This window comes from Microbacterium sp. bgisy203, assembly GCF_965345155.1.
Lineage (GTDB): Bacteria > Actinomycetota > Actinomycetes > Actinomycetales > Microbacteriaceae > Microbacterium.
Genome location: NZ_CBDRLZ010000003.1, coordinates 254,452 through 278,106 on the forward strand (window position 1 = coordinate 254,452; position 23,655 = coordinate 278,106).

Here is a 23,655-nt window from a genome sequence, read left to right on the forward strand (position 1 = left end):
TGATACAGTCCAGTTCAGGATTCTTACGTCCATGAAGGTGAGCTTCATCATGCGGATTCCCGCCCTCGGCGCGGCGACGCTCGCAGCCGTGCTCGACGCGGGGAGCATGGAGGCTGCCGCAGCGACCCTCCACATCACTCCCTCGGCGGTCAGTCAACGCATCCGCGCGCTCGAGGACGAGGTCGGTCGGGTGCTGCTCGTCCGCGCGAAGCCGCTGCGAGCGACCCCCGCCGCGCACGCGATCGTGCGGTTCGCGCGCCAGGTCGCGCTTCTCGAGTCCGACGCCGCCGCCGAGATGGGCGACGCGTCCGCGCGCGTGAGCGTCGCGCTCGCGGTGAACGCCGACTCTCTCGCGACCTGGTTCCTCTCACCGCTTGCGCGCCTGAGCGCACGGTATCCCGTCGTGTTCGACCTGCACCGCGACGATCAGGACTTCACTGCCGGCATGCTCGAAGACGGCACCGTGACCGGGGCCGTCACCTCGCGCGCCGAGCCCGTCGGCGGCTGCCGTGCCGAGCCGCTCGGGGTGCTGCGCTACGAGGCGGTCGCGACCCCCGCCTTCGTGGCGACCTGGCTGCCGGAGGGACCGACGACCGAGGCCCTCGCCGCCGCGCCGCTCATCGACTTCGACCGACGCGACGACCTCCAGTCGCGATGGCTGGCCGCGCGCGGCGTCGACCCCGCCGCGCCGCCCCGGCACCGAGTGCCCGCGTCTCACGATTTCGCGACCGCGACGGCGCTCGGGCTCGGCTGGGCGCTCCTGCCGCGTCTGCAGTCGGCCGAGGCGCTCGCGGCGGGCGCGCTCGTTCCGCTGGGCGGAGCGCCGATCGACGTCCCGCTCCACTGGCAGCAGTGGAACCTCCGCTCGGCGTTGCTGGATGCCGTCGCCCGCGAGGTCGTCGCGGAAGGGCGGCGGGTGCTCGCGGTCTGACCTGCGAACGAGGGAGAGGGGAACTCAGAGCTCGGTGACGGCGAGCACGATCTTGCCGCGCGTGTGGCCCTTCTCCAGCTCGGCGTGCGCTGCGGCCGCCTCGGCGAGGGGGAAGACGTGGTCGACGTACACCTGGATGGCACCGGATTCGAGCAGCCGGCCGACCGTCGCGAGCACCCCGCCGTCGGGGGCCACCTTGTACGACGTCGCGCGTACGCCGGCGTCGGCCGCGGCGTCGGCATAGCCCGACCATGAACCCGTCGGAACGAGGATGTACAGCCCGCCCGGTCGGAGCACCCGCAACGAGCGGGTGCCGGTGTCGTCGTAGACGTTGCCGACCAGGTCGATCACGACGTCTACCTCACCGGCGACCTCGTCGAAGCGCATCGTGGTGTGATCGATGACGACGGATGCCCCGAGCTCGCGCAACCAGCCGAGATTGCCCCCGGATCCTGTCGCGGTCACGTGGGCACCGAAGTAGGCGGCGAGCTGGACGGCGAAGTGGCCCACGCCGCCCGAGCCCGCGTGGATGAGGATGCGCTGCCCCTCGTGGGCGTGAGCAGTCTCGACGACGAGCCCCCACGCGGTGAGGGCGGCCAGCGGCACGCCCGCCGCCTCGACGTGCGACAGTGAGGCGGGTTTGCGTGCGACCGACAGCGTCGGGACAACCGTGTACTCGGAGTAGGTCCCGCACGACCGGGGGAAGGGGACCATGCCGAACACCTCGGTGCCGACCGGCAGAGGGTGCGCCTCGTACGGGGTCTGTACGACCACCCCGCTGAAGTCGAAGCCGAGTGTCGAAGGGTATTCATCGATCGATCCGCTGACGCCGCCGCCCGCGCGCGTCTTCGCGTCGATCGGATTCACCCCCGCCGCGGCCACCCGCACGAGCAGCTCGCTCAGCACCGGCGCGGGCGTGGGGATCGTCGTCGCGCGCAGCACGTCGGGCACGCCCGGGGCATCCATGACGATCGCGCGCATCTCCTCGGGGATTTCGGGAGCCTCGTCCTGGACGGCGCCCTGCGTGGACGATGCCCGCAACGGTCGGAATCTCATGGTCGTGTCCTTCCGCCCGTGTCCACGTCGCCGCCGAGTGTCGGTGATGACCCCATCCAACCCCGGGATTGTCACGATTGCGTTACGCCGGTGCTACCGCACCGAGAAGGCCGGTGCTCGAGGACTGACAAGCGGGCGGCGGCGCGGCGGCGGAGGGCGTCAGAGGTGCGGAAGGACGCCGGCCGTCAGGGCGTGCAGGAGCCGCGTGAGGGTGTCGATGTCCTCGAGCGGCCACTCTTCGAGGGCGCCGACGAGTGTGTCCTCCTGCGGACGGCGGGCCGCCTCCAGACGCTCCAGGCCGTAGGGCGTGGCGGACAGGATGCTCGCCCGTCCGTCCTCGGGGTCGGGCTCGCGCTGGATCAGACCCAACTGCTCGAGCTCGCGGACCGACCGGCTGAGCTGCCCCTTGTCGACGACGAGGAGGTCGGCGAGCGCCGACTGCGAGATCCGCTCCCGGCGCGCGATCGTCGTGAAGATCTTGTAGGCGCCGGGGAGCATTCCGGGGCTCACCCGCTGCGCGTTCTCCATGAGGATGCCGCGCATGCGGTTGATCAACTCGCCGAACTCCGCCTCCAGAGCCCGCACGGCGGCGGTGCGGGCTCTGAGTTCGTCCTCCGTCACGGCAGGAGCCTAACGGGAGGGGCGGTCGCCGCCGCGGCCGGCGCGGGTGTCGTCGCGGTCGGCGGCGGTGTCGGCATCCGCACCGCTGTCGGTGGACACCGACGGGACCGCGCCCGTCGCGCCGAGGGTCGCCATCGCCTCGGGAACCGAGACGGTCGCAACGTCTGCTTCGCTCGCCTCGAGGCGCTCGGTCGTCGTCATCGTGGTGAGCGGCTTGTTCGGCAGGAACACGATCGCCACGAGCGACAGCACCGCGAACGGGACGCCGATGAGGAACGCGTGTGAGATGCCGGTGCCGTAGATGCTCTCGAAGACGGTGCGCAGCGCCTCGGGCATGGCCGAGACCTTCGGCAGCGAGCCGGACTGGAGCTGCTCGGCCCAGTATTGCGCCTTGTCGCCGAGGCTCATGATCGCGGCCTGGATGTCCTCCTTGCGCTCGCCGACGAGCTGGGTGACCTTCGCGGCGAGGGCCGCGCCCATCACCGAGACGCCGACCGTGCCGCCGAGGCTCCGGAAGAACGTGACGCCCGAGCTCGCGACGCCGATCTCTTCGGGTCGGGTGGTGTTCTGGACCACCAGGACGAGGTTCTGCATCGTCATGCCGACGCCCGCGCCGAGCAGGAACATGTAGACCGAGACGAGGAAGAAGTTCGTGTCGTAATGGATCGTCGACAGCAGGTACGAACCGGCGACGAGGAGCACCGATCCGACGATGAGGTAGGGCTTCCACGTGCCGAACTTGGTCACGAGTGCGCCGACGCCGATCGAGGAGATCAGCAGACCGCCGATCATCGGGATCGTCATGAGGCCCGCCTCGGTGGGCGTCGCGCCGCGGGCGAGCTGCATGTACTGGCTGAGGAACACCGACGCGCCGAACATCGCGATGCCGGTCGCGATCGAGGCGATCACCGAGAGCGTGAAGGTGCGGTTGCGGAACAGCGAGAGCGGGATGAGCGGCTCGGCCGAGCGCAGCTCCACGATGACGAACAGGATCGCGCAGACGAGCGCGCCGCCGACCATGAGGACGCTCGTGAGGCTCCACCAGTCGTTGTTGTTCGCGAGGTCTTCCCAGGCGCCGGTCGTGGTGGTGCCGGCGTTGGTCACCCAGATGAGCAGAAGGCTCACGGCGACCGAGAGGAGGACGATCCCGGCGATGTCGATCGTGGTCTTCTTCCTCGGCCGCGCGGGCACGTGCAGGGTGGTCTGCACCAGGATCAGCGCCACGACGGCGACAGGGAGCGCGACGAAGAAGTTCCAGCGCCAGCCCCAGGCATCCGTGATGACACCGCCCAGCAGCGGCCCGCCGATCGTGGCGAGGGCCATGACGCCGCCGAACAGGCCCATGTACCGGCCGCGCTCGCGCGGCGAGATGATGTCGGCCATCAGCACCTGGCTGAGGGCGGCGAGACCGCCGGCGCCGATGCCCTGCACGGCGCGGCAGGCGATGAGCATCTCGGGGCTCTGGGAGAAGCCCGCGGCGGCGGTCGCGACGACGAAGATCACGATCGCGAGCTGGTAGAGCACCTTGCGGTTCGTGAGGTCGGCGAGCTTGCCCCAGATCGGAGTCGAGATCGCGGTCGTGAGCAGGGTCGCGGTGACGACCCACGTGAAGGCGGCCTGGTCGCCGTCGAGGTCGTGGATGATCACCGGAAGCGAGGTGGAGACGACGGTCGAGGCGAGCATCGACACGAACATGCCGAGGAGGAGCCCGGAGAGGGCCTCGAGCACCTGACGGTGCGACATGCGCGGCGGCGCGGCCGCATCGGTGGAAGTGGCGGACATACGTGTTCCTTCGAATCCTGGAGAGGGGTGGCGCAGAGCGCGGGTGGCACGCGACGATGGATGCCTGAAGGTTGAGCTGAGTCAACCGTTGAGAGACGTCAACTATATGACCGTCGTTGACCCACGTCAACCATCCCGCGTCGAGGCGCCGGGTGTTACGCGAGAGCCCCGGTCGCCCCGCGAGCGCAGCGAGTCGAAACGCCCCGCGCTTCCTCGTTCGAGATCAGTCCGACAGCGCGAGCGCCCGATACGGCTCGCGCGGCCTCATCGTCGGGCGGGTCTGCGGCATCCCCTCGCCCGGCTGCGCCTGCGCCGCCTGTCCTGTGCGCCGCAGGGTCGTCCGCCGGTAGAGCTCGTCGATCAGCTCGGTCGCGAGACGGACGAGCTGGGCGATCTCTCGCTCGTCGCGGTCGACCCACGCGCACCGCGGCTCGTCGCCGACGGGGACGAACCCGTCGTGCTCCTCCCAGACGACGAGCGTCCGCTCCGCACCCAGCACGTGCTGCTGCCACCAGACCTGGCGGAGGTAGGTGCGCGGGATCGAGCGCCACGTCTTGTTGGTCGTCTTGATCTCCGCGAGAGTGACGCGGCCGTCGGCATCCACCGTGATGCCGTCGGGGGTCGCGAGATGCCGCTTCTCGACGACCGCGTGGAACAGCGCGGAGGAGGGGTGGATGCCGTGGGTCGCGGCGACCCAGGCGGCGATCTCGGGCTCGCGGCGCCGGCCGTGGTCGGTGTAGGCATTCCCTGAGAACCCGCTGCCGCCGCCGAGCTTCGCGTCCGCCGCGCGGGCGATGGCCGTGTGGCTCGTGAGCTGGGCGACGTCGGTCGCGGTGATCCCGCGGGAGCGGGCGCGCATCCAGCCGACGCGGTCGCGCGAATCGGCGACGATGCGGGAGGCGAGATCCGGGGCGATGCGTGCGATGGCCTCCGGAGTCATGTCTTCGAGGCTAACCCCGAGATCGGGTCAGCGACGATTGCGGCGCGCGAAGGTCCACGGATCGCGCGCGGTGTGCCCGTTCTGGATTCGCTGGACGCCGCCGAACTGGCCCACGCAGACGGCCGTGAACAGCACGCCCCACGCGAGCCACAAGACGACCTCCCACGCGGGGGCGCCCGTCGCGATCGCACGGACGGCCCCGACGAGCGTGAAGATCGCGGCGAGTCCCGCGAGGACCGAGCTGATGAGTCTCAACAGCAGGTCGGACGAGAAGCCGAGGAATCGCACCGCGAACCAGTCTCCGCGACGCGGCGCGCGCCGGCCCAGCCGGTAAGGCAGGGCGGCCCAGTAACCCGCCGCGCGCGAGAGGCGCCGGCCTGACCGGTGCAGGGCCACGAGCAGCCAGACGGAGGGGATGCCGATGGCGAGGGCGACCGCGACGAAGATCGCACCGAACACCAGGTCTCCGGCGTCGTCGCCCGACCCCACGAGAGAGAGCGGGAAGGCGGCGAGGAGTGTCGCGAGTGCGGCTCCTGCTGTGCCGAGAAGGCCCAGGGCCCAGCGCGAGACGCGCCCGTAGTCGCCGCGGGTGCTTGCGGCGGCGGCATCGGCGTCGACCGGGCGGGCCTGCGCCCCGGCGTCCGTCTCGGCGGCCACGACGTCGGGCAGCGTCTCGGCGAGGATCATCTGGAACACCGAGGCTCATCCTACTCGTCGGTCGCGAACGGCACGATCCAGCGTAGGCCCCCGGCATCCCCGCCCCGCTCGCGAATCACCACCCCTTTCGCGAATCACCGCCGAACTCGCGCGTATCGGGCGGTGACTCGCGAATCCGGAGGTGATTCGCGAGCCTGAAGGGCGAGGGAGGGGCGCGATTTGGGGGAGGGGCGGGGACGGCGTAGACTGCAGGTAGCCAAAGACCGCTGGTCTCGGTGGATGCCGCAAGGTGAACACCGACGAAGCTCTGCATCGCAGGGGCCTGCGCAGGTGTCACAGGATTCCCGGGAAACCGTATCGAAGCTCCGTGCGCTTGCGCCGGAGCTTTTTCGCGTATGCGGGGTGTGTCTCGCAAGAGAGCGGACGGAGGCGGCGCCCCGCCATCGTGGGGCGTCACGTACACATCCAAGGAGTGACCATGGCGCAGAAGGACGCATCGGTTGCCGAGCTCACGAAGAACTTCGAGGACTCGAACGCCGTTCTGCTGACCGAGTACCGCGGTCTGACGGTCGCCCAGCTCAAGGAGCTGCGCAACAGCATCCGTCAGGACGCCTCGTACGCCGTGGTGAAGAACACGCTGACCAAGATCGCCGCGAACAACGTGGGGATCACTGCTCTGGACGAGGACCTCAAGGGTCCCTCGGCCGTCGCTTTCGTGCACGGTGACTTCGTCGCCACTGCCAAGGCTCTGCGTGACTTCGCCAAGGCCAACCCGCTTCTGGTGATCAAGGGCGGCATCTTCGAGGGCAACGCCCTCACGGCCGACGAGGTCAACAAGTACGCCTCGCTCGAGAGCCGCGAGGTTCTGCTGGCGAAGGCTGCGGGCATGATGAAGGCGACGATGGGCAAGGCCGCGGCCACCATCGACGCGCTTCGCGAAAAGCTGGAGACCGCCGAAGCCGCGTGAGCGGGGGCGTCTTCTTTCCACACACCACACGGGCAGATCGCCCATTCCATTAGGAGAAACATCATGGCAAAGCTCACCACTGAGGAGCTGCTGGACCAGTTCGCGGGCCTGACCCTCGTCGAGCTGAACGACTTCGTGAAGGCGTTCGAGGAGAAGTTCGAGGTCACCGCCGCCGCTCCCGTCGCCGTGGCCGGTGCCGCCGGTGGCGCGGGCGCCGCTGAGGCCGAGGAGGAGAAGGACTCGTTCGACGTCATCCTCGAGGCTGCCGGCGACAAGAAGATCCAGGTCATCAAGGTCGTCCGCGAGCTCACCTCGCTCGGCCTCGGCGAGGCCAAGGCCGTCGTCGACGGTGCCCCCAAGGCCGTCCTCGAGGGCGCCAACAAGGAGACCGCCGAGAAGGCCAAGGCTTCCCTCGAAGAGGCCGGCGCGACCGTCACCCTCAAGTAATTCCACGCTCCACGCGTACCGCGAAGGCCCCGGGCAACCGGGGCCTTCGTCGTTCCTCGACGAGCTGTGCGCGTCACTCCGCCGGCGCCGCGGTGGAGTTCCGCACGATCAGGCGGGAGGGGATGCGCAGCGTCGTCCGCTCGCGGAGCGGGTCGGCGATCTCACCGAGGAGCACGTCGACCGCCGCGGCACCCTGGTCGCGCGGCACCTGCTGCAGCGTCGTCAGCGCGAACATGTCGGCGAACTCGTGGTCGTCGATGCCCACGACGCTGAGCATGGACGGCACTTGGATGCCGAGGCGCCGCGCGGCGATGATCGCCCCGATCGCCACTTCGTCGCAGACGCCGACGAGCGCCGTCGGGCGGCTGCGCGCATCGCCGAGCAGGTCGGCGGCGGCCGCGTAGCCGCCGGGCATCGTGACCTCCGAGGCGATGTGCCGCACGTGCGCCGACAGCCCCGCCTCGCGCATCGCGTGCCGATAGCCCGCGAGCCGCTCCTGGTCGACGTGGGCCCAGTGCGCTCCCGTCGCCCCGCCGATGAAGGCGATGTCGCGGTGCCCCAGGCCGATGAGGTGCTCGGTGGCGCGCCGCGCGGCGTAGTCGTCGTCGACGGCGACGACGCTCGTCTGCTCGCCCGACCCGACGATGCTGACGATCGGCCGGCCGATGCGGGTGAGGTGCTCGAGCTCGTGGTCGACGGGTTCGAGCCCCACGGCGATCAGTCCGTCGAACCTGCCGCGGGCGAGGAAGTCGTCGAAGATGCGCGCGCGTCCGTCGGTCCCCGGCTTCGCGTCGTACAGGGTGAGGTCGAGTCCGGCGGTGAGGAGTGAACGCTGGATGCCTTCGAGCACCTCGGCGAAGAACCACCGGTTGACGTAGGGCATGACGACGCCGATGTTGCGGGTGCGGCCCGTGGCGAGGCTCACGGCGTTGGTCGAGGGGACATAGCCGAGCTCGGCGGCGGCGGCCCGCACCCGGTCGCGCGTCGCCTCGGAGACGTACCCGGCGCCGGACAGGGCGCGACTGGCGGTCGCCTTGGACACCCCGGCGCGCGCGGCCACCTCCGCGATCCCCCGCATGGCAACTCTCCTTCGAGTCTGAGAGAACGAGTCTGCGAGAACCTTACCGATCCGAGCCGTTCAATGGAACCGGTTGCGTATCCGTGGGTGCGCTCCCACGCGGCATCCACGGCCGTTATCGGCTCGTGACATGCCGCATATTGCGCTTCGCGGCCAGCGACAATAGCGTGGTATGGAATCGGTTCCCTACGGGGAACCCTGTGCATCACGATCACCTGAGCATCAGGATCATCCGAGCACTCAACGAGGAGGAATCACATGGGGATGTCACGGCGGCGCTGGATGGCGCCTCTCGCACTGGCCGGTGTCGCGACGCTGGCCCTCGCAGGCTGCGCCGAAGGCGGCGGCGGATCGGGCGGAGAGAGCGGTGACGCGGGCGGTACGGTCCGCATCTCGGGCGGCATCACGGGCTCCGAGGCCGACGCGCTGCAGAAGGTCTTCGACGACTGGAGCGCCGACAGCGGCATCAAGGTCACCTATTCGGGAGACAAGAGCTTCGAGGGCAACATCGTGACCAAGGTCACCGGCGGCGACGCTCCCGACATCGCGATCGTCCCGCAGCCGGGTCTGCTGAAGACGCTCGTCGACACGGGCGACGTGAAGGCGGCGCCCGAGGCGGTCGAGAAGAACGTGGATGCCAACTGGTCGCCCGACTGGAAGAAGTACGGCACCTTCGACGACACGTTCTACGCGGCGCCGATGCTCGCGAACATCAAGGGCTATGTCTGGTACTCGCCGGCGAAGTTCAAGGAGTGGGGCCTCGAGGTTCCGAAGACCTGGGACGAGCTGCTCGCGATGACCAAGACCATCCAGGAGACGACCGGCTCGGCGCCCTGGTGCGCCGGCTTCGAGTCGGGCGACGCGTCGGGCTGGCCCGGCACCGACTGGATCGAGGACCTCGTCCTCCGGCAGTCCGGCGCCGACGTCTACGACCAGTGGGTCGACGGGGACGTCAAGTTCACCGACAAGCCGATCGCTGATGCGTTCACGGCGGTGGGCGAGATCCTGCTGAACCCGGACTACGTCAACGCCGGCTTCGGTGACGTCAAGAGCATCAACGACACCGCCTTCGGCGACGTCGCGGCGAAGGTCGCCGACGGGTCGTGCGCCCTGACGCACCAGGCGTCGTTCCTCACGGCGAACTTCCTGACGGTGCAGACCGCCGACGGCAAGACGCCCGAGGTCGGCCCCGACGGTGACGTCTACGCGTTCGTCCTCCCGGGCTATGAAGAGGGCTCGGCGACGATCGAGGTCGGCGGCGAGTTCGTCGCGGGCTTCTCCGACAACGAGGCCACGCAGAAGGTCCTCGAGTTCATGTCGAGCCCCGAGTTCGCCGACGCCCGCGTCAGCGAGGGCGGCGCGATCTCGGCCAACCTGAACGCCGACCCGTCGAAGGCATCCAGCCCGTTCCTCACCGAGGCGATGGAGCTGCTGCAGGACCCGAACACCACGGTCCGCTTCGACGCGTCCGACCTCATGCCCGCCACGGTCGGGTCGGGCTCGTTCTGGAAGGGCATGGTCGACTGGATCGACGGCAAGGACCAGGCCACGGTCCTCGAAGACATCCAGGCCGGCTACAACAACTGATCACGCCTGCGGGCGGGATGCCGGTGCGCCCGGCATCCCGCCCGCAGTACGCTCACCTCACATCACCCGCGTCCGTCGCCGTACCCGGAGAGCTTCGATGACCGATACCACCACCGCGCCGCCCTCGCGTCGGACCGACGCGACGCCACCGTCATCCTCTGCGCCGCGCCGTCGCTTCACGACACGCACGACGATCGTCGTCGCGACCGTGATGCTCGCGCTCATGCTGGCGCTTCTCGTCCTCCTCATCCTGAGCGCGCCGATGGAGGATCCGGCGAAGATCGTCATCCCCGGCTTCTCGCTGACCGCGCTGTTCCAGTGGCTCGGCGCGATGAACCCGCTCGTGCAGATCCCGATCATCCTCGTGATCTTCGGCGCGGTCGTGATGCTGATCCTCGTGCTCATCGAGTTCGCGCCGCGGCCGGGCAAGGTCTACTTCTGGATCCGGCTGGTCGCGTGCTTCGCGATCCCGATCCTCGCCCTCATGCTGCTGCGTCCGTACCAGAACGCGTTCATCTACGTCTTCGGCATCGCCGTCCTCTCCGGAGCGCTGCTGTTCTGGCTCGACTATCGCTCGCGTCAGGGTGCGGGCTACCTCTTCCAGCTCGTGCTGTTCGCCGCACCCGCCGTGACGCTGCTCCTCATCGGCCTCATCTACCCGTTCATCGCGACCTTCTTCCAGTCGTTCTTCGACAAGACCGGCGACCAGTTCGTCGGCATGGAGAACTACGTGTGGGTGTTCACCCAGCCCGAGGGCGTGTGGTCGGTCGTCAACACCCTCATCTGGGTGCTCGTCTGCCCGACGGTCGCCACGATCGCGGGCCTCGCCTACGCCGCCTTCATCGACCGGGCTCGTGGCGAGAGGTTCCTCAAGGTCCTCATCTTCATGCCGTTCGCCATCTCGTTCGTCGGCGCCGGCATCATCTGGAAGTTCGTCTACGACTACCGGCAGGGCAACCAGCTCGGCATCCTGAACGCGATCGTGACCGCCTTCGGCGGTGAGCCGGTGCCGTGGCTCAGCGTCACCCCGCTCGTGAACAGCCTGCTGCTCATGGTCGTCTTCATCTGGAGCCAGACGGGACTCGCGATGGTGATCCTCTCCGCGGCGATCAAGGCGGTGCCGCCTGAGCAGATCGAGGCGGCCTCGCTCGACGGCGCGAACGCGTGGGAGCGGTTCAGGAACGTGACGGTCCCCGGCATCCGCTCGTCGATCATCGTCGCCTTCACCACGATCGCCATCGCGTCGCTGAAGATCTACGACATCGTCGCCGTCATGACCGGCGGCCGCGCGAACACCTCGGTGCTCGCCTTCGAGATGGTCAACCAGCAGCAGCGGTTCCAGAGCTACGGACACTCGGCGGCGCTCGCGGTCGTGCTGTTCATCTTCGTGACGCCGCTGATCGCCTTCAACATCATCCAGATCCGCAAGCAGAGGGAGATCCGATGAGCACCGGCGTCGATGTCATCGAAGCACCCGGGCCGGTAGGCGACGGACGCTCCGCCAAGCAGGTCGCGCGCGACACCCGCAAGCACGAGGCGATGGCGCGCAAGCGCCTGACCTCCAAGGGCGCGACCATCGCGGCCCTCATCATCGCGTTCTTCTGGACGATCCCGACGTTCGGCCTGTTCGTCACCTCGTTCCGCCCCGGGTCCGACGTGCAGAGCACGGGCTGGTGGACGGTCTTCGTGAACCCCTCGTTCACGCTCGACAACTACCAGAAGGCGCTCACCTCGGGCGGCACGGCCCTCACCCTCGGCGAATCGTTCATCAACTCGCTCGCCATCACGATCCCGGTCGTCTTCTTCGCCCTCGCGATCGCGTCGATGCTCGCCTACGCGTTCGCGTGGATCGACTTCCCCGGTCGCAACATCGCGTTCATCGCCGTCTTCGCACTGCAGATCGTGCCGCTGCAGATGGCCCTCGTGCCGCTGCTCAGCCTCTTCTCGCGAGGCCTGTCGATCGGCGACGTGACCGTCTTCCCGCCGCTGGAGCTCCGGGGCCTCGAGCACAGCTTCGCGACGGTGTGGATCGCGCACGTGATCTTCGCGCTGCCGCTCGCGGTGTTCCTCCTGCACAACTTCATCGCCGAGATCCCGAGCGAGCTCATCGAGGCGGCCCGCGTCGACGGCGCCGGACACGGGCAGATCTTCCTCCGGATGATCCTCCCGCTCGCGGCCCCCGCGCTCGCGTCGTTCGCGGTGCTGGAGTTCATCTGGGTGTGGAACGACCTGCTCGTGGCGACGATCTTCGCTCCGTCGACGTCTCTGCCGATCACCCAATCGCTCAACTCCCTCTCGGGCACGTGGGGCGACCAGTGGTTCCTGCAGGCGGCGGGTACCTTCATCTCGATCCTCGTGCCGCTGATCGTGTTCTTCCTGCTGCAGCGCTTCTTCGTGCGCGGCCTGCTCGCCGGCGCGACGAAGGGCTGACACCCGGCACGAGGACGATCTCCCGTTCGTGCGGCGACGGATCTAGGGTGAAGCCATGTCCGAACCCGCGACGGCCGGTCTCGATGAGACGGTGGACGTCGCGCGCGGGCTGAGCGCCGCCGAGGTCGCCGAGCGCACCGCGGCGGGGGAATCGAACGCCTACTACGCGGAGACGAGCCGGAGCGCGGCGAGCATCATCCGGGCGAACGTTTTCACGCTGTTCAACGGGATCGTCTTCGCGTGCTTCGGCATCCTCTTCCTCGTGGGGCGCTGGCAAGATGCCCTGTTCGGCTTCGCGGCGATCGCGAACGCGATCATCGGCTCGGTGCAGGAGTTCCGTGCGAAGGCGGCCCTCGACAGACTCGCGGTCATGAACGCCGCGCAGGCACGCGTCCGCCGCGACGGGACGGAGCAGGAGATCGCGCCGAGCGAGGTCGTCCGCGGCGACATCCTCGTCCTCCGCGCCGGCGACCAGGTGCCCGCCGACGCGCAGGTGCTGCACACGCGGGGCCTGCAGATCGACGAGTCGCTGCTGACGGGCGAGGCGGATGCCGTCGACAAGGCGCCGGGCGACGACGCCCTCTCGGGCTCGCTCGTCGTGGGCGGCGAGGGCGACGCGCAGGTCGTGCGGGTCGGGGCCGAGGCCTACGCCAACGCGTTCGCCGGGGAGGCGCGGCGGTTCTCGCTCGTCGGGTCGGAGTTGCGCGACTCGATCAACCGCGTGCTCGCGTGGGTCGCCTGGGGGATCGGTCCGATCGGCCTGCTGGTGCTGAACGCGCAGATGCAGGTGGTCGGCGGGTGGGAGCGCGCGTGGGACACCGGGGCGTGGGTCGACGCGCTCACCGGGGCGATCGCCTCTGTCATCGCGATGATCCCGCTCGGCCTCGTCCTCATGACCTCGATCGCCTTCGCCGTCGGCGCGGCCCGGCTCGCGTCGAAGCAGGTGCTCACCAACGAGCTCGCCGCGGTGGAGGGCCTCGCGCGCGTCGACATCATCTGCCTCGACAAGACCGGAACGCTCACCGAGGGCGAGATCGTCTACGGCGATGCGTACGTGCTGCCCAGCGCAGGGGATGCCGGGAGCACGGATGCCTGGCGGCGCGCGCTCGGCTGGTACGGCGCCGCCCCCGACGCGAACGCGACGGCCCGGACCCTGCGCGAGCCGTTCGGCGACGCCGCTCCGGTCACCGAAAGCCGGATGATCCCGTTCTCGTCGGCGCGCAAGTGGAGCGCGGCATCCTTCGCCGAGATCCCGGGCACGTGGGTGCTCGGCGCCCCCGAGCTCGTCTTCGGTGCGGCAGCATCCGATGGCGCCGACCCCCTGGGCGCCGCCGTGCTCGAGCGCGCCGAGGCCGGGCGGCGCACCCTCGTGCTCGGCTTCTCTCCCGCCGCCCTCGCCGACGACGACGCCGGGGCGGAGCGGCTGCCGCGCGATCTGCGCCCCGTGGCCGTGCTCACCTTCCGCGAGAAGGTGCGCGACGATGCCGCCCAGACGCTCCGGTACTTCTCCGAGCAGGGCGTGCAGGTGCGGGTCATCTCGGGCGACAACCCGCGGACGGTCGCCGCGATCGCCCGCGAGGTCGGGCTCGACGCGCCGACCGGCTTCGATGCGCGCGAGCTCCCCACCGACCCGGTCGCCCTCGGCGAGGTGCTCGAGCGGAACCTCCTCTTCGGGCGCGTGACGCCCGCGCAGAAGAAGGGGATGGTCGAGGCGCTGCAGGCCCGCGGACACACGGTCGCGATGACGGGCGACGGCGTCAACGACGCCCTCGCGATCAAGACGGCCGACATCGGCATCGCGATGAACTCCGGCGCCGCCGCGACGAAGGCGGTCGCGCGGCTCGTACTGCTCGACGGCCGCTTCTCGCACCTCCCGGACGTGGTCGCCGAAGGCCGTCAGGTCATCGCGAACATCGAGCGGGTCTCGATGCTCTTCCTCACGAAGACCGTCTACGCGACGCTCCTCGCGATCCTCTTCGGCATCCTCGTCCTGGAGTTCCCCTTCCTCCCGCGGCAGCTGTCGATCACCGACGGGCTGACGATCGGCATCCCCGCCTTCTTCCTCGCGCTCATGCCGAACGCGCGCCGCTACATCCCCGGGTTCCTCCGCCGATCGCTCAGCTTCGCGATCCCCGCCGGGATCGTCGTCGCGCTGACCCTCACCGGCTACACGCTTCTCACCCGCTCGCTCGACACGGATGCCGATGAGCTCCGCACCGGCGCGACGATCATCCTCGCGGTGGTCGGCATCTGGATCCTCGCGGTGCTCGCCCGTCCGCTCACCCGCTTCAAGGGGCTCATCGTCGGGGCGATGTTCGTCGCGCTCATCGTCATCTTCTCGGTGCCGCCGGCACGGCAGTTCTTCGTGCTCGTCGACCCCGGGTTCGACACGGCCGTCGTCGTCGCGCTGTGCTGCATCGTCGCGATCGTCCTCATCGAGGTGATCCGCTTCTTCCAGAAGCGCTACGTCGCGCGCACGGTCGCCGCCGGCGGCACGCACGCCCTCGCCGCGCATCCCTCCGAGGCGGCGGCGCGCCCGTGGCCCGTGTCGGTGGCCGTCGTGCTCGTGTACCTCGGCGGGCTCGCGAGCGCACTGTTCGGCATCCTCTACCTGCTCAGCCGCTACGACGTGACCGACGATCTCGTGGTCGAGGTGACCCTCATCGGCGCGGGCATCATCCTGTTCGGCTTCCTGTCGATGGCCGCCGCGGCAGGACTCTCGCGGGGCAGCGGACTCTCACGCGTGTTCGTCACGGTGCTCGCCGCCGTCCTCATCGGGCTGCAGCTGTGGAGTCTCGTCGTCCACCAGGACTGGAGCGTCTGGACCTTCGCGCAGATCGCGCTGCACGTCGGGGTCGTCGTGGCGCTCTGGGCGAAGCCCGCGTGGCGGTTCTTCCGTCCGGTCCGCCAGTCGGTGTGAACCCCGAGCGGTGCAGATCGTGCGTCAGCCGGTGCAAGAGAGTCGCTGCTGCAGCGAGGTCATGAGGTCGATCTCGGCCGACTGCGTCGCCACGACGCCGCGCGCGACCTGCAGCGCGCGCGGCTCCGAGCCGAGCTCGAGAAGCGCCTGTGCCATCGGCAGTGCGCCCTGATGGTGCCGAATCATGAGCGCGAGGTACGTGCAGTCGGCTTCGGTACCGGTCTGCGAGCGCATCCGCTCGAGCTCGGCCTCGCTCGCCATCCCCATCTCGGTCAGCAGGTCCGCCTCGGAGGCCCCTGCGGCTGCGGTGTGATCATGGCCGGTGTCGGCCGCGGTCATCCAGGCCATCAGGGGCTGATCGCCGCGCTGGGGGAGGTGCCACTTCACGAGCCAGTCGTAGAACTCGCCGCGCTGCGACGACTGAGCCGTCGCGATGTCGTAGGCGAGGACGCGCACGTCGTCGTTCGCGGTGGTGCGGTAGATGTCCATCGACATCTCGACCGCCTGCGCGTGGTGGATCTGCATGTCGCGGGCGAACCCGGCCTCCGGCGACTCATTGCCCGGCGCGGCACCCGCACCGGAGGCGCCGAACGTCGAGAAGCGTCCGATGGCGAACGCGAGGCCCGCGACCGCGAGTGCGACGAGCAGCACCGCCCACCACGGCGGGAGGGTTCGACCCGTGCGCGTCCCGCGCACGTCGCTCACGACTGCTTGCCCTCGCCGTCGAGCGCGCCGGTGCAGGAGGCGCCCGGCTCGGGCACGTTCTGGTTGCGCCAGTACTCCTCGAAGAACGCCGGGATGCGCTCGTCATCGGCATCCTGCAGTTGGAGCTGCGTGTTCCAGGCGCTCAGCACGATCGGCGACGGCAGGCCTTCGTAGGGGGAGAGGATGACGTAGGTCGAGGGGAGCTGGGCCTTCAGCGCCGCGAGGTCGTCGTCGCTCAGGGCGTCGGCGTCGTACGTGACCCAGACGGCGCCGTGCTCGAGCGAGTGGACGGCATTCTCGTTCGGCTGCGGGCGGTCGTAGATGCCGCAGTTGAGCCAGATGTTGTTGTGCGGGCCGCCCGCCGGAGGGTTCTGCGGGTAGTCGACGGTGCCCTCGACGTGGCGCGTCTCGTTGGTGAAGGTCTCGACGCCCGCGATCTCGGCGCCCTCACCGCCCGCGGTGTAGGTCGGGGCGCCGGGCGGGGCGAAGATGACGGATGCCGCGATGAGCGCGACGACGGCGAGGCCCGCCGTGCCGCCGACGATCCACCAGGTGAGCTTCGAGCGGCGGCGCTTGGCGAGCTGCCTCTGGTATTCGGCGAGCTTCTCCTGCTTCTGCTGCTCGCGCTGCTGCTTGATGGTGAGGTCGATCTTCGCCTGCGTCGCGGGGTTGCCGCTCTGGCGCTTCTTGGGGGAGGAGGTCGGCGTCATGGTCCTCCGATTTTATGCGGCCGAATGGGGTCTCGGCCCGGGAGCGGGCCGTTCCGATCCTGGGAAAGGGCTATCATTGTGGCTTCCCGAATCGTTTCGGCTCGGGTCGCCCTCTCCGCCACCTCCCCTTCAGACTCCGACGGGACGCCGTGCTCGACACCGCCTCGACCCCCACCGTTGCGTCCGCCCCCGCCACGGAGCGGCCGGCGGCGGCGCCCGCGACGGGTATGGTCGTCCTCCACCCCGGCGACGCCCTCTCGACTCCGCGTCGGGTGGTGTACATCATCCTGCTCGGCGCCCTCACGGCGCTGGGCCCCTTCACGATCGACCTGTACCTGCCCGCCTTCCCGGTGCTGCAGCAGGACTTCCAGACCACTGCGGCGGCGATCCAGCTGACCCTGACGGGAACGATGATCGGCTTCGCGCTCGGTCAGCTCATCGTCGGCCCCCTGAGCGACAAGGTCGGGCGGCGCGTGCCGCTCCTCGCGGTCACAGCGCTGCACGTGTTCGCGAGCATCGGCGCCGCGTTCGCTCCGAACCTCGCCCTGCTGAGCGTGGCGCGCGTGCTGATGGGCATCGGCGCCGCGGCGGGCGGCGTCGTCGCGATGGCGATCGTCCGCGACCTCTTCGGCGGCAGGCGCCTCGTCGTCATGTTGAGCCGGCTCGCGCTCGTGTCGGGCGTCGCGCCCGTCGTCGCGCCGCTCATCGGATCGGCGCTCCTCGCCGTCATGCCCTGGCGAGGCCTGTTCATCGCGCTCGCGATCTACGGCCTCGTCATGCTCGTGTCGGCCATCGTCCTCATCCCCGAGACCCTCCCGAAGGCTCGCCGCCACGAGCGCGGCACGACGACCGTCCTCGAGCGGTACAAGAGCGTGTTCAGTGACCGTGTCTTCATCGGCGTCCTCATCATCGGCGGCATGACCTTCAGCGGACTCTTCTCCTACCTCTCGTCGTCGTCCTTCCTGTTCCAGGAGGGGTACGGATTCAACGCGCAGCAGTACGGTATCCTCTTCGCCGTCAACTCCCTCGGCGTCGTGCTCGGCGTCCAGACGGCCTCGCGGCTCGCCGCCCGCTTCGGCCCGCAGTGGGTCCTCGCCTTCTCGACGAGCGCGCTCGTGCTGGCCTCGGCATCCATCATCGTCATCGACCAGCTGGGCCTCGGGCTGTGGCCGACCATGGTCGCGCTCTTCCTGTTCATGACGGCGTGCGGGTTCACGTTCCCGTGCGTACAGGTGCTCGCCCTGGACCGGCACGGCAAGGCCGCGGGAACCGCGGCATCCATCATCGGGGCCTGCAACTTCGGCGTCGCCGGGCTCATCTCGCCACTCGTCGGCTGGGTCTCGCGCGACGCGGGCATCACGGCGACGACGATGGCGGCGGTCATGGTCGTGTGCGCCGTGATCGGATGCCTGTCGCTGTGGCTCGTCGTGCGCCCGCGCACCGTCGCGCGTCTGTCCTCCTGACGCCCTCGCAGTCATCGGGCACAATGGGGCGATGACGCCGCCCGTGAACGACCAGGTCACCACCGTCGCCCTGCAACGCCTCGTGATCGGCGTGGTGCTCGTGCTCCTCGCGGTGGGGCTCGGTATCCTCGTGACGGTCGAGGCCGACATCGACCTCGACGACTGGTGGAACAGGTTCGTCGGCTTCTTCGGTGCCTCTCAGGACGTCGCCCTCGCGCTGAACTTCCTCGGCGGCGGCTGGTTCGCGACCTTCGTCATCCCGCTCGCGGGCGTGGGGCTCATGCTGGCGCTCCGGAGGCCGTGGGGCGCCCTGTTCGTCGTCCTCGCCTCGGCGGGGAGCGCCCTCGGCGTGCAGATCCTGAAGGCGATCTTCGGGCGCGCGCGCCCGGAGGACATGATCGTCGTGTCCGACCACGGCTCATTCCCCTCGGGGCATACGGCGAACGCCGCGACCGTGGCGACGATCGCCGTCGTGCTGTTCCCGCGGGTCTGGGTCGCGATCGTCGGCGCGGCATGGGTGTTCGCGATGGCGTTCAGCCGCACGCAGGTGCACGCGCATTGGTTGAGCGACACCGTCGGCGGCACCCTTGTGGGCGTCGGCGCGGCCCTCATCGTCGCGGCCGCGATGACCTCCCGATTGACTGCCGAAGCGGCGCGGCCCGTCGCTAGGCTGACGGCATGACCGCACCCGACGACGCAGAGATCGCCCGCCTCCAGGCGGAAGCCGAGGCCGCGGAAGCCGCCCTCAAGCTCGCGCAGGCGAAGGCAGCGCTCGCCGCCGCGCAGGCTGAGGCCGCGAAGGCGGGCCGTGGTGCGGCGGATGCCTCGGATGCGGATGCCTCGGATGCGGCGGCCCCGGCTACGGAGTCGGAGGCCCCCGCTGCGGAGGCCCCCGCCGCGGAGGCCCCCGCCGCGGAGGTCCCTGTTGCGGAGGCGGCGGTTGCGGAGGCCCCGGCATCCACCGCCCCCACGGACGCTCCCGCCGGTCCGCTCGATGCCGACGAGGTCGCCGCGATCACGAAGGGCTACACGTTCGCGGACGCGACGCTCGACCTCGGCGCGCTCATGAACGGCGAACCGGTGCCGTCCGCGCAGATCCGCATTCCGCTGCAGATGATGAACCGGCACGGGCTCGTCGCCGGCGCCACCGGCACGGGAAAGACGCGCACCCTGCAGGGGCTCGCCGAGCAGCTCGCCGACAAGGGCGTACCCGTCTTCGCCGCCGACATGAAGGGCGACCTGTCGGGCATGGCGACGCCGGGTGAGTCGAACGAGAAGCTGCTCGCGCGGACGCAGGCGATCGGTCAGGACTGGAAGCCCGAGGCATCCGCTCTCGAGTTCTTCGCCCTCGGCGGCGTCGGCAAGGGCGTGCCCGTCCGCGCCACGGTGAGCGCCTTCGGCCCGCTGCTGCTGAGCAAGGTGCTCGGCCTCAACGAGACGCAGGAGTCGAGCCTCGGCCTCGTCTTCCACTACGCCGACGAGAACGGCCTTGCCCTCGTCGACCTCTCCGACCTCCGCGCCGTGCTGACCTGGCTCACGAGCGACGACGGCAAGACGGAGCTCAAGGAGCTCGGCGGGCTGTCGGCGGCGACCGCCGGGGTGATCCTCCGCGAGCTCATCACCTTCGCCGACGACGGCGCCGACGTGTTCTTCGGCGAGCCCGAGTTCGACGTCAAGGACTTCCTGCGGATGGCACCGGACGGCCGGGGCGTGATCTCGCTCCTCGAGGTCCCGGGCGTCGCCGACAAGCCGGCCCTGTTCTCGACGTTCCTCATGTACCTGCTCGCCGAGCTGTACGAGATCCTTCCCGAGGTGGGCGACCCCGAGAAGCCCGTGCTCGTCTTCTTCTTCGACGAGGCGCACCTCCTCTTCACGGACGCCTCGAAGGCGTTCCTCTCGCAGATCGTGCAGACCGTGCGCCTGATCCGCTCGAAAGGCGTCGGGGTCTTCTTCGTGACCCAGACGCCGAAGGATGTTCCGAGCGACGTGCTGGGGCAGCTCGGCTCGCGCGTGCAGCACGCCCTCCGCGCGTTCACGCCCGACGACGCGAAGTCGCTGCGCGCGACCGTCGGCACCTACCCGAAGAGCGGGTACGACCTCGAGCGCGTGCTGCAGGAACTCGGCACCGGCGAGGCGATCGTCACCGTCATGAGCGAGAAGGGCGCGCCGACCCCCGTCGCGTGGACGCGCCTGCGCGCGCCGCAGGGCCTCATGTCGCCGACGCCGGACGCGCAGATCGACGCGGCCGTCGCGGCATCCCCTCTGCTCGCCCGCTACGGCACGTCGGTCGACCCCGAGTCGGCGCGCGAGATCCTGACGGCGAAGATGAACGCCGCCGCCGAGCAGGAGGCCGCCGCGGCCGCCGCGAAGCAGAAGGCGGATGCCGACAAGGAGCTCGCCAAGCAGCAGGCCGCGCAGGCCAAGGCCGACGCGGCCGCTGAGAAGGAGCGCCAGCGCGAGTACGACCGTCTCATCAAGGCGACGGGCGGCTCGACCCGCACTCGCACGAGCCGGAAGAAGGAGACCTCGCCGCTCGAGCAGGTGCTGAACTCGCGGACGACGCAGACGATCTTGAACTCGGTGATCCGCGGGGTGTTCGGCACCGGACGGCGCTGACGGCGCTGACGGCGCTGACGTCGGGGCGCGGGCTGCGGCTCGCGGGCGGCGTGCGTTCATCGGAGATCGGGCGTTCTTCGGAAGGATGAGGGCCGAAACCTCCGACGAAGCACGGATCTCCGGAGAACGGCGGCTGCTCGCGGGTCAGGGGGTCGCGGCTCAGGCGAGGGGCGCGGGGGATGCCGGTGACTACCGCGCCGGCGCGCGGTGCGCAAGCCACTCACCCGGCGGGGAGGGCGTGGCTAGCGTGGGTCCATGACCGATTCCCCGAGCGCCGAGTCCCCGAGCGGCGAGTCCCCGAGCGCCGAGTTCCCGAGCGTCGAGTTGTCGAGCCCGACCGGGCGTGAAGAAGCTCTATGCGCCGTGCCGCGCGCGGACGGATCCGCGCCGCGGGCCCTCGTCCTCGGATCCACGGGGTACATCGGCGGCCGGCTCGTGCCGCGCCTGCTCGCCGCGGGCTACCGCGTGCGGGTGCTCGTGCGCGACCCGGCGCGGCTCGCGGCGTTCGACTGGGGCGACGACGTCGACGTGGTCGCGGGGTCGGCGACCGACGCAGGCGCCGTCGCGGAGGCCTGCGTCGACGTCGACGTGCTGTACTACCTCATCCATTCGATGGGGCAGGGGAAGGGATTCGAAGACGCCGACCTCGAGGCCGCGCAGACGGTGGCGAAGGCGGCGGCCGAGGCATCCGTCGGTCGGATCGTGTACCTGGGCGGCCTCCACCCGGAGGGGGTGGAGCTCAGCCCGCACCTGCGCTCGCGGGTCGCGGTGGGGGAGGTGTTCCTGCGCAGCGGCACGCCGACCCTCGAGCTGCAGGCGGGCGTCGTCATCGGATCGGGCTCGGCGTCGTTCGAGATGATCCGCCATCTCACCGAGGTGCTGCCGTACATGCCGGCGCCGCGCTGGGTACGAAATTTCATCCAGCCGATCGCCGTCCGCGACGTGCTCTACTACCTGCTCGGCGCGGCGCGCGTCGCGCCCGACGTAAACCGTGCCGTCGACATCGGCGGCCCCGACGTCCTGCGCTACGGGCAGATGATGAACGGGTACGCGGTCGAGGCGGGCCTCCCGCAGCGGCCGATCGCATCGCTTCCTGTCTTCACCCCGGGCCTCGCGTCGCACTGGGTCAACGTCGTCACCCCCGTGCCGCGCTCGATCGCCCGGCCCCTCATCGCGTCGCTGCAACACGAGTGCGTCATGGACGACCACGACATCGACACCCTCATCCCGCAGCCCGAGGGCGGCCTGACGCCGTACCGCCGTGCGGTCGCGCTCGCGCTGGGACGGGTCGAGGCCGACACCGTGGAGACGAGCTGGCAGGATGCCGATGTCACCGGCATCCCCTCGGATCCGCTCCCCTCCGACCCCGACTGGGCCGGCCGCACCGTCTACACCGATGTACGGACGGCGCACACGGATGCGCCCGTGGACGACCTCTGGTCGGTCATCGAGGGCATCGGCGGCGAGAACGGGTGGTACTCGGCGCCGCTCCTGTGGGCCGTGCGGGGCTGGATGGACCGCGTCGTCGGCGGCGTCGGCCTCGCGCGCGGACGCCGCAGCCGGTCGCGCGTCGCGGTCGGCGACGTGATCGACTTCTGGCGCGTCGAGAAGGTCGAGCAAGGGCACCTGCTGCGCCTGCGGGCCGAGATGAAGGTGCCCGGCCTCGCGTGGCTCGACCTCGCGTGCGAACCCGACTCCGCCGGCGGCTCGACCTACCGGCAGAGGGCGGTGTTCTTCCCGTCGGGGCTCGCAGGGCGGCTGTACTGGCTGTCGGTGCTGCCGTTCCACGGCTTCATCTTCCGCGGGATGGCGCAGCGCATCACGGCGGCCGCCGAGGCGGAGGCGGAGGCGGAGGCCGATGCCGAGGCCGAGGAGCGGGCGGCTTCCGGCGCGGGTGCGGGAGCGACGGTCCCCGCGCCGTAGACTCGCGGGATGCCCTTCATCCGTCCCTTCCGTCCCGGCGACGAAGCCGCGCTGTCCGAGATCTGCCTGAAGACGGCGGATGCCGGGGCCGACGCGACCGGGATCTTCGCCGACGACGACCTGTGGGGAGAGGTGTTCGTGTTGCCGTACGTCGCGCGCGACCCCGACCTCGCCTTCGTCGTCGAGACCGACGACGGCCGGGTTGCCGGCTATGTGGTCGGCACCGACGACACACACGCGTTCGAGGACTGGTTCCACGACGAGTGGTGGCCGCGCCACCACGACCGGTGGCCGGCGCCCGACCCCGACCTGCCCCTGGAACTGCGCACCCGACAGGACGGGACCGTGTCGTACGCCTACGGGCGCCGCGCGGGAGCCGAGCCCTTCGGCGACACCTACCCGGCGCACCTGCACATCGACCTCCTGCCCGAACTGCAGGGGCAGGGCTTCGGGCGCCGCCTCATCGACACGCTGATCGAGGCGCTGCGCGCGCGCGGCGTCACGGGCCTGCACCTCGCCGCCGACACCCGCAACGAGGGCGCGATCGCGTTCTACCCGCGCGTCGGGTTCACGCGCATCCCCTCGCACGAGGACGTCGCGGCCTTCGGCCGCGAGATCTGAGCTCGCGCTCCAGCTCCCTGCCCGCCCCTGCCGTTACGCGAGCAGGCGAGCTCGAGACACAGCCTGCTCGCCGCCCGTCTGGGCCGCCCCGCGTTCCGAAAGCCGTTACGAAAGCAGGGCAGAACCGCTCAGCGCGCCGCCACGCGTGCTCGACAGAGCGATTGACCCTGCTTTCGGAACACAACGACCCGACGACCCGAC

General features: G+C 70.0%; 20 protein-coding genes. 12 read left to right on the forward strand and 8 right to left on the reverse strand.

Annotated features, from left to right (window positions below; all coding sequences use genetic code 11):
- The first annotated feature begins 31 nt into the window (after positions 1-31).
- Complete coding sequence (locus tag ACRVYW_RS07075) at positions 32-931, forward strand: LysR family transcriptional regulator ArgP (protein WP_431803057.1); 900 nt, start codon at positions 32-34, stop codon at positions 929-931.
- A gap of 24 nt (positions 932-955) precedes the next feature.
- On the opposite strand, the gene ACRVYW_RS07080 is transcribed toward ACRVYW_RS07075, so the two are convergent.
- The 5 genes from ACRVYW_RS07080 to ACRVYW_RS07100 all read right to left on the reverse strand — a co-directional run bounded on the left by ACRVYW_RS07080 (position 956) and on the right by ACRVYW_RS07100 (position 6,026).
- On the reverse strand, positions 956-1,987 hold the full coding sequence (locus ACRVYW_RS07080; protein ID WP_431803058.1) for an NADP-dependent oxidoreductase: 1,032 nt from the start codon (positions 1,985-1,987) through the stop codon (positions 956-958).
- A 159-nt stretch (positions 1,988-2,146) separates the two neighbouring features.
- On the reverse strand, positions 2,147-2,608 hold the full coding sequence (locus tag ACRVYW_RS07085; RefSeq protein WP_431803060.1) for a MarR family winged helix-turn-helix transcriptional regulator: 462 nt from the start codon (positions 2,606-2,608) through the stop codon (positions 2,147-2,149).
- Between the two features lie 9 nt (positions 2,609-2,617).
- A complete protein-coding gene (locus tag ACRVYW_RS07090) occupies positions 2,618-4,390 on the reverse strand; it encodes an MDR family MFS transporter (protein WP_431803062.1) in 1,773 nt (590 codons plus the stop codon).
- A 223-nt stretch (positions 4,391-4,613) separates the two neighbouring features.
- Positions 4,614-5,330, reverse strand: a complete 717-nt coding sequence (locus ACRVYW_RS07095; RefSeq protein ID WP_431803064.1) for a YqaJ viral recombinase family protein — start codon at positions 5,328-5,330, stop codon at positions 4,614-4,616.
- Positions 5,331-5,357: 27 nt separating this feature from the next.
- Complete coding sequence (locus tag ACRVYW_RS07100) at positions 5,358-6,026, reverse strand: hypothetical protein (protein WP_431803066.1); 669 nt, start codon at positions 6,024-6,026, stop codon at positions 5,358-5,360.
- 439 nt (positions 6,027-6,465) lie between these two features.
- On the opposite strand from ACRVYW_RS07100, the gene rplJ reads away from it, so the two are divergent.
- Both rplJ and rplL read left to right on the forward strand, forming a co-directional pair.
- Positions 6,466-6,954, forward strand: a complete 489-nt coding sequence (gene rplJ, locus ACRVYW_RS07105; protein WP_431803068.1) for a 50S ribosomal protein L10 — start codon at positions 6,466-6,468, stop codon at positions 6,952-6,954.
- Between the two features lie 63 nt (positions 6,955-7,017).
- On the forward strand, positions 7,018-7,401 hold the full coding sequence (rplL, locus tag ACRVYW_RS07110; RefSeq protein ID WP_431803070.1) for a 50S ribosomal protein L7/L12: 384 nt from the start codon (positions 7,018-7,020) through the stop codon (positions 7,399-7,401).
- 73 nt (positions 7,402-7,474) lie between these two features.
- On the opposite strand, the gene ACRVYW_RS07115 is transcribed toward rplL, so the two are convergent.
- Complete coding sequence (locus ACRVYW_RS07115; RefSeq protein ID WP_431803072.1) at positions 7,475-8,479, reverse strand: LacI family DNA-binding transcriptional regulator; 1,005 nt, start codon at positions 8,477-8,479, stop codon at positions 7,475-7,477.
- A gap of 258 nt (positions 8,480-8,737) precedes the next feature.
- On the opposite strand from ACRVYW_RS07115, the gene ACRVYW_RS07120 reads away from it, so the two are divergent.
- The 4 genes from ACRVYW_RS07120 (at position 8,738) to ACRVYW_RS07135 (ending at position 15,416) form a co-directional block, all read left to right on the forward strand.
- A complete protein-coding gene (locus ACRVYW_RS07120) occupies positions 8,738-10,066 on the forward strand; it encodes an ABC transporter substrate-binding protein (RefSeq protein WP_431803073.1) in 1,329 nt (442 codons plus the stop codon).
- A gap of 97 nt (positions 10,067-10,163) precedes the next feature.
- A complete protein-coding gene (locus ACRVYW_RS07125; protein WP_431803075.1) occupies positions 10,164-11,513 on the forward strand; it encodes a carbohydrate ABC transporter permease in 1,350 nt (449 codons plus the stop codon).
- Entirely contained in the window at positions 11,510-12,496 is a 987-nt protein-coding gene (locus ACRVYW_RS07130) for a carbohydrate ABC transporter permease (protein WP_431803077.1), read from the forward strand. The genes ACRVYW_RS07125 and ACRVYW_RS07130 overlap by 4 nt, the downstream gene beginning before the upstream one ends.
- Before the next feature lie 55 nt (positions 12,497-12,551).
- The gene (locus tag ACRVYW_RS07135) at positions 12,552-15,416 is read left to right on the forward strand and encodes an HAD-IC family P-type ATPase (RefSeq protein WP_431803079.1); all 2,865 of its coding nucleotides are present in this window, start codon (positions 12,552-12,554) and stop codon (positions 15,414-15,416) included.
- Between the two features lie 24 nt (positions 15,417-15,440).
- Here the strand turns inward: ACRVYW_RS07135 and ACRVYW_RS07140 are convergent, their stop codons facing one another.
- Both ACRVYW_RS07140 and ACRVYW_RS07145 read right to left on the reverse strand, forming a co-directional pair.
- Positions 15,441-16,121: a DUF305 domain-containing protein gene (locus tag ACRVYW_RS07140; RefSeq protein ID WP_431803081.1), complete on the reverse strand. Its 681-nt coding sequence runs from the start codon at positions 16,119-16,121 to the stop codon at positions 15,441-15,443.
- Positions 16,118-16,831, reverse strand: a complete 714-nt coding sequence (locus tag ACRVYW_RS07145; RefSeq protein WP_431803083.1) for a DUF3105 domain-containing protein — start codon at positions 16,829-16,831, stop codon at positions 16,118-16,120. The genes ACRVYW_RS07140 and ACRVYW_RS07145 overlap by 4 nt, the downstream gene beginning before the upstream one ends.
- A 149-nt stretch (positions 16,832-16,980) precedes the next feature.
- Here ACRVYW_RS07145 and ACRVYW_RS07150 point away from each other — a divergent pair, with 149 nt between their 5' ends.
- From ACRVYW_RS07150 to ACRVYW_RS07170, 5 genes are all read left to right on the forward strand, one after another.
- Positions 16,981-18,294, forward strand: coding sequence for a multidrug effflux MFS transporter (locus tag ACRVYW_RS07150; protein WP_431803085.1), 1,314 nt, complete (start codon positions 16,981-16,983; stop codon positions 18,292-18,294).
- A 31-nt stretch (positions 18,295-18,325) separates the two neighbouring features.
- Positions 18,326-18,976, forward strand: a complete 651-nt coding sequence (locus ACRVYW_RS07155; RefSeq protein ID WP_431803087.1) for a phosphatase PAP2 family protein — start codon at positions 18,326-18,328, stop codon at positions 18,974-18,976.
- The gene (locus ACRVYW_RS07160; RefSeq protein ID WP_431803089.1) at positions 18,973-20,910 is read left to right on the forward strand and encodes a helicase HerA-like domain-containing protein; all 1,938 of its coding nucleotides are present in this window, start codon (positions 18,973-18,975) and stop codon (positions 20,908-20,910) included. Before ACRVYW_RS07155 ends, ACRVYW_RS07160 begins: the two co-directional genes overlap by 4 nt.
- A gap of 255 nt (positions 20,911-21,165) precedes the next feature.
- Positions 21,166-22,833, forward strand: a complete 1,668-nt coding sequence (locus tag ACRVYW_RS07165) for an SDR family oxidoreductase (RefSeq protein ID WP_431803091.1) — start codon at positions 21,166-21,168, stop codon at positions 22,831-22,833.
- A 9-nt stretch (positions 22,834-22,842) separates the two neighbouring features.
- Complete coding sequence (locus tag ACRVYW_RS07170; protein WP_431803093.1) at positions 22,843-23,454, forward strand: GNAT family N-acetyltransferase; 612 nt, start codon at positions 22,843-22,845, stop codon at positions 23,452-23,454.
- Positions 23,455-23,655 lie beyond the last annotated feature (201 nt).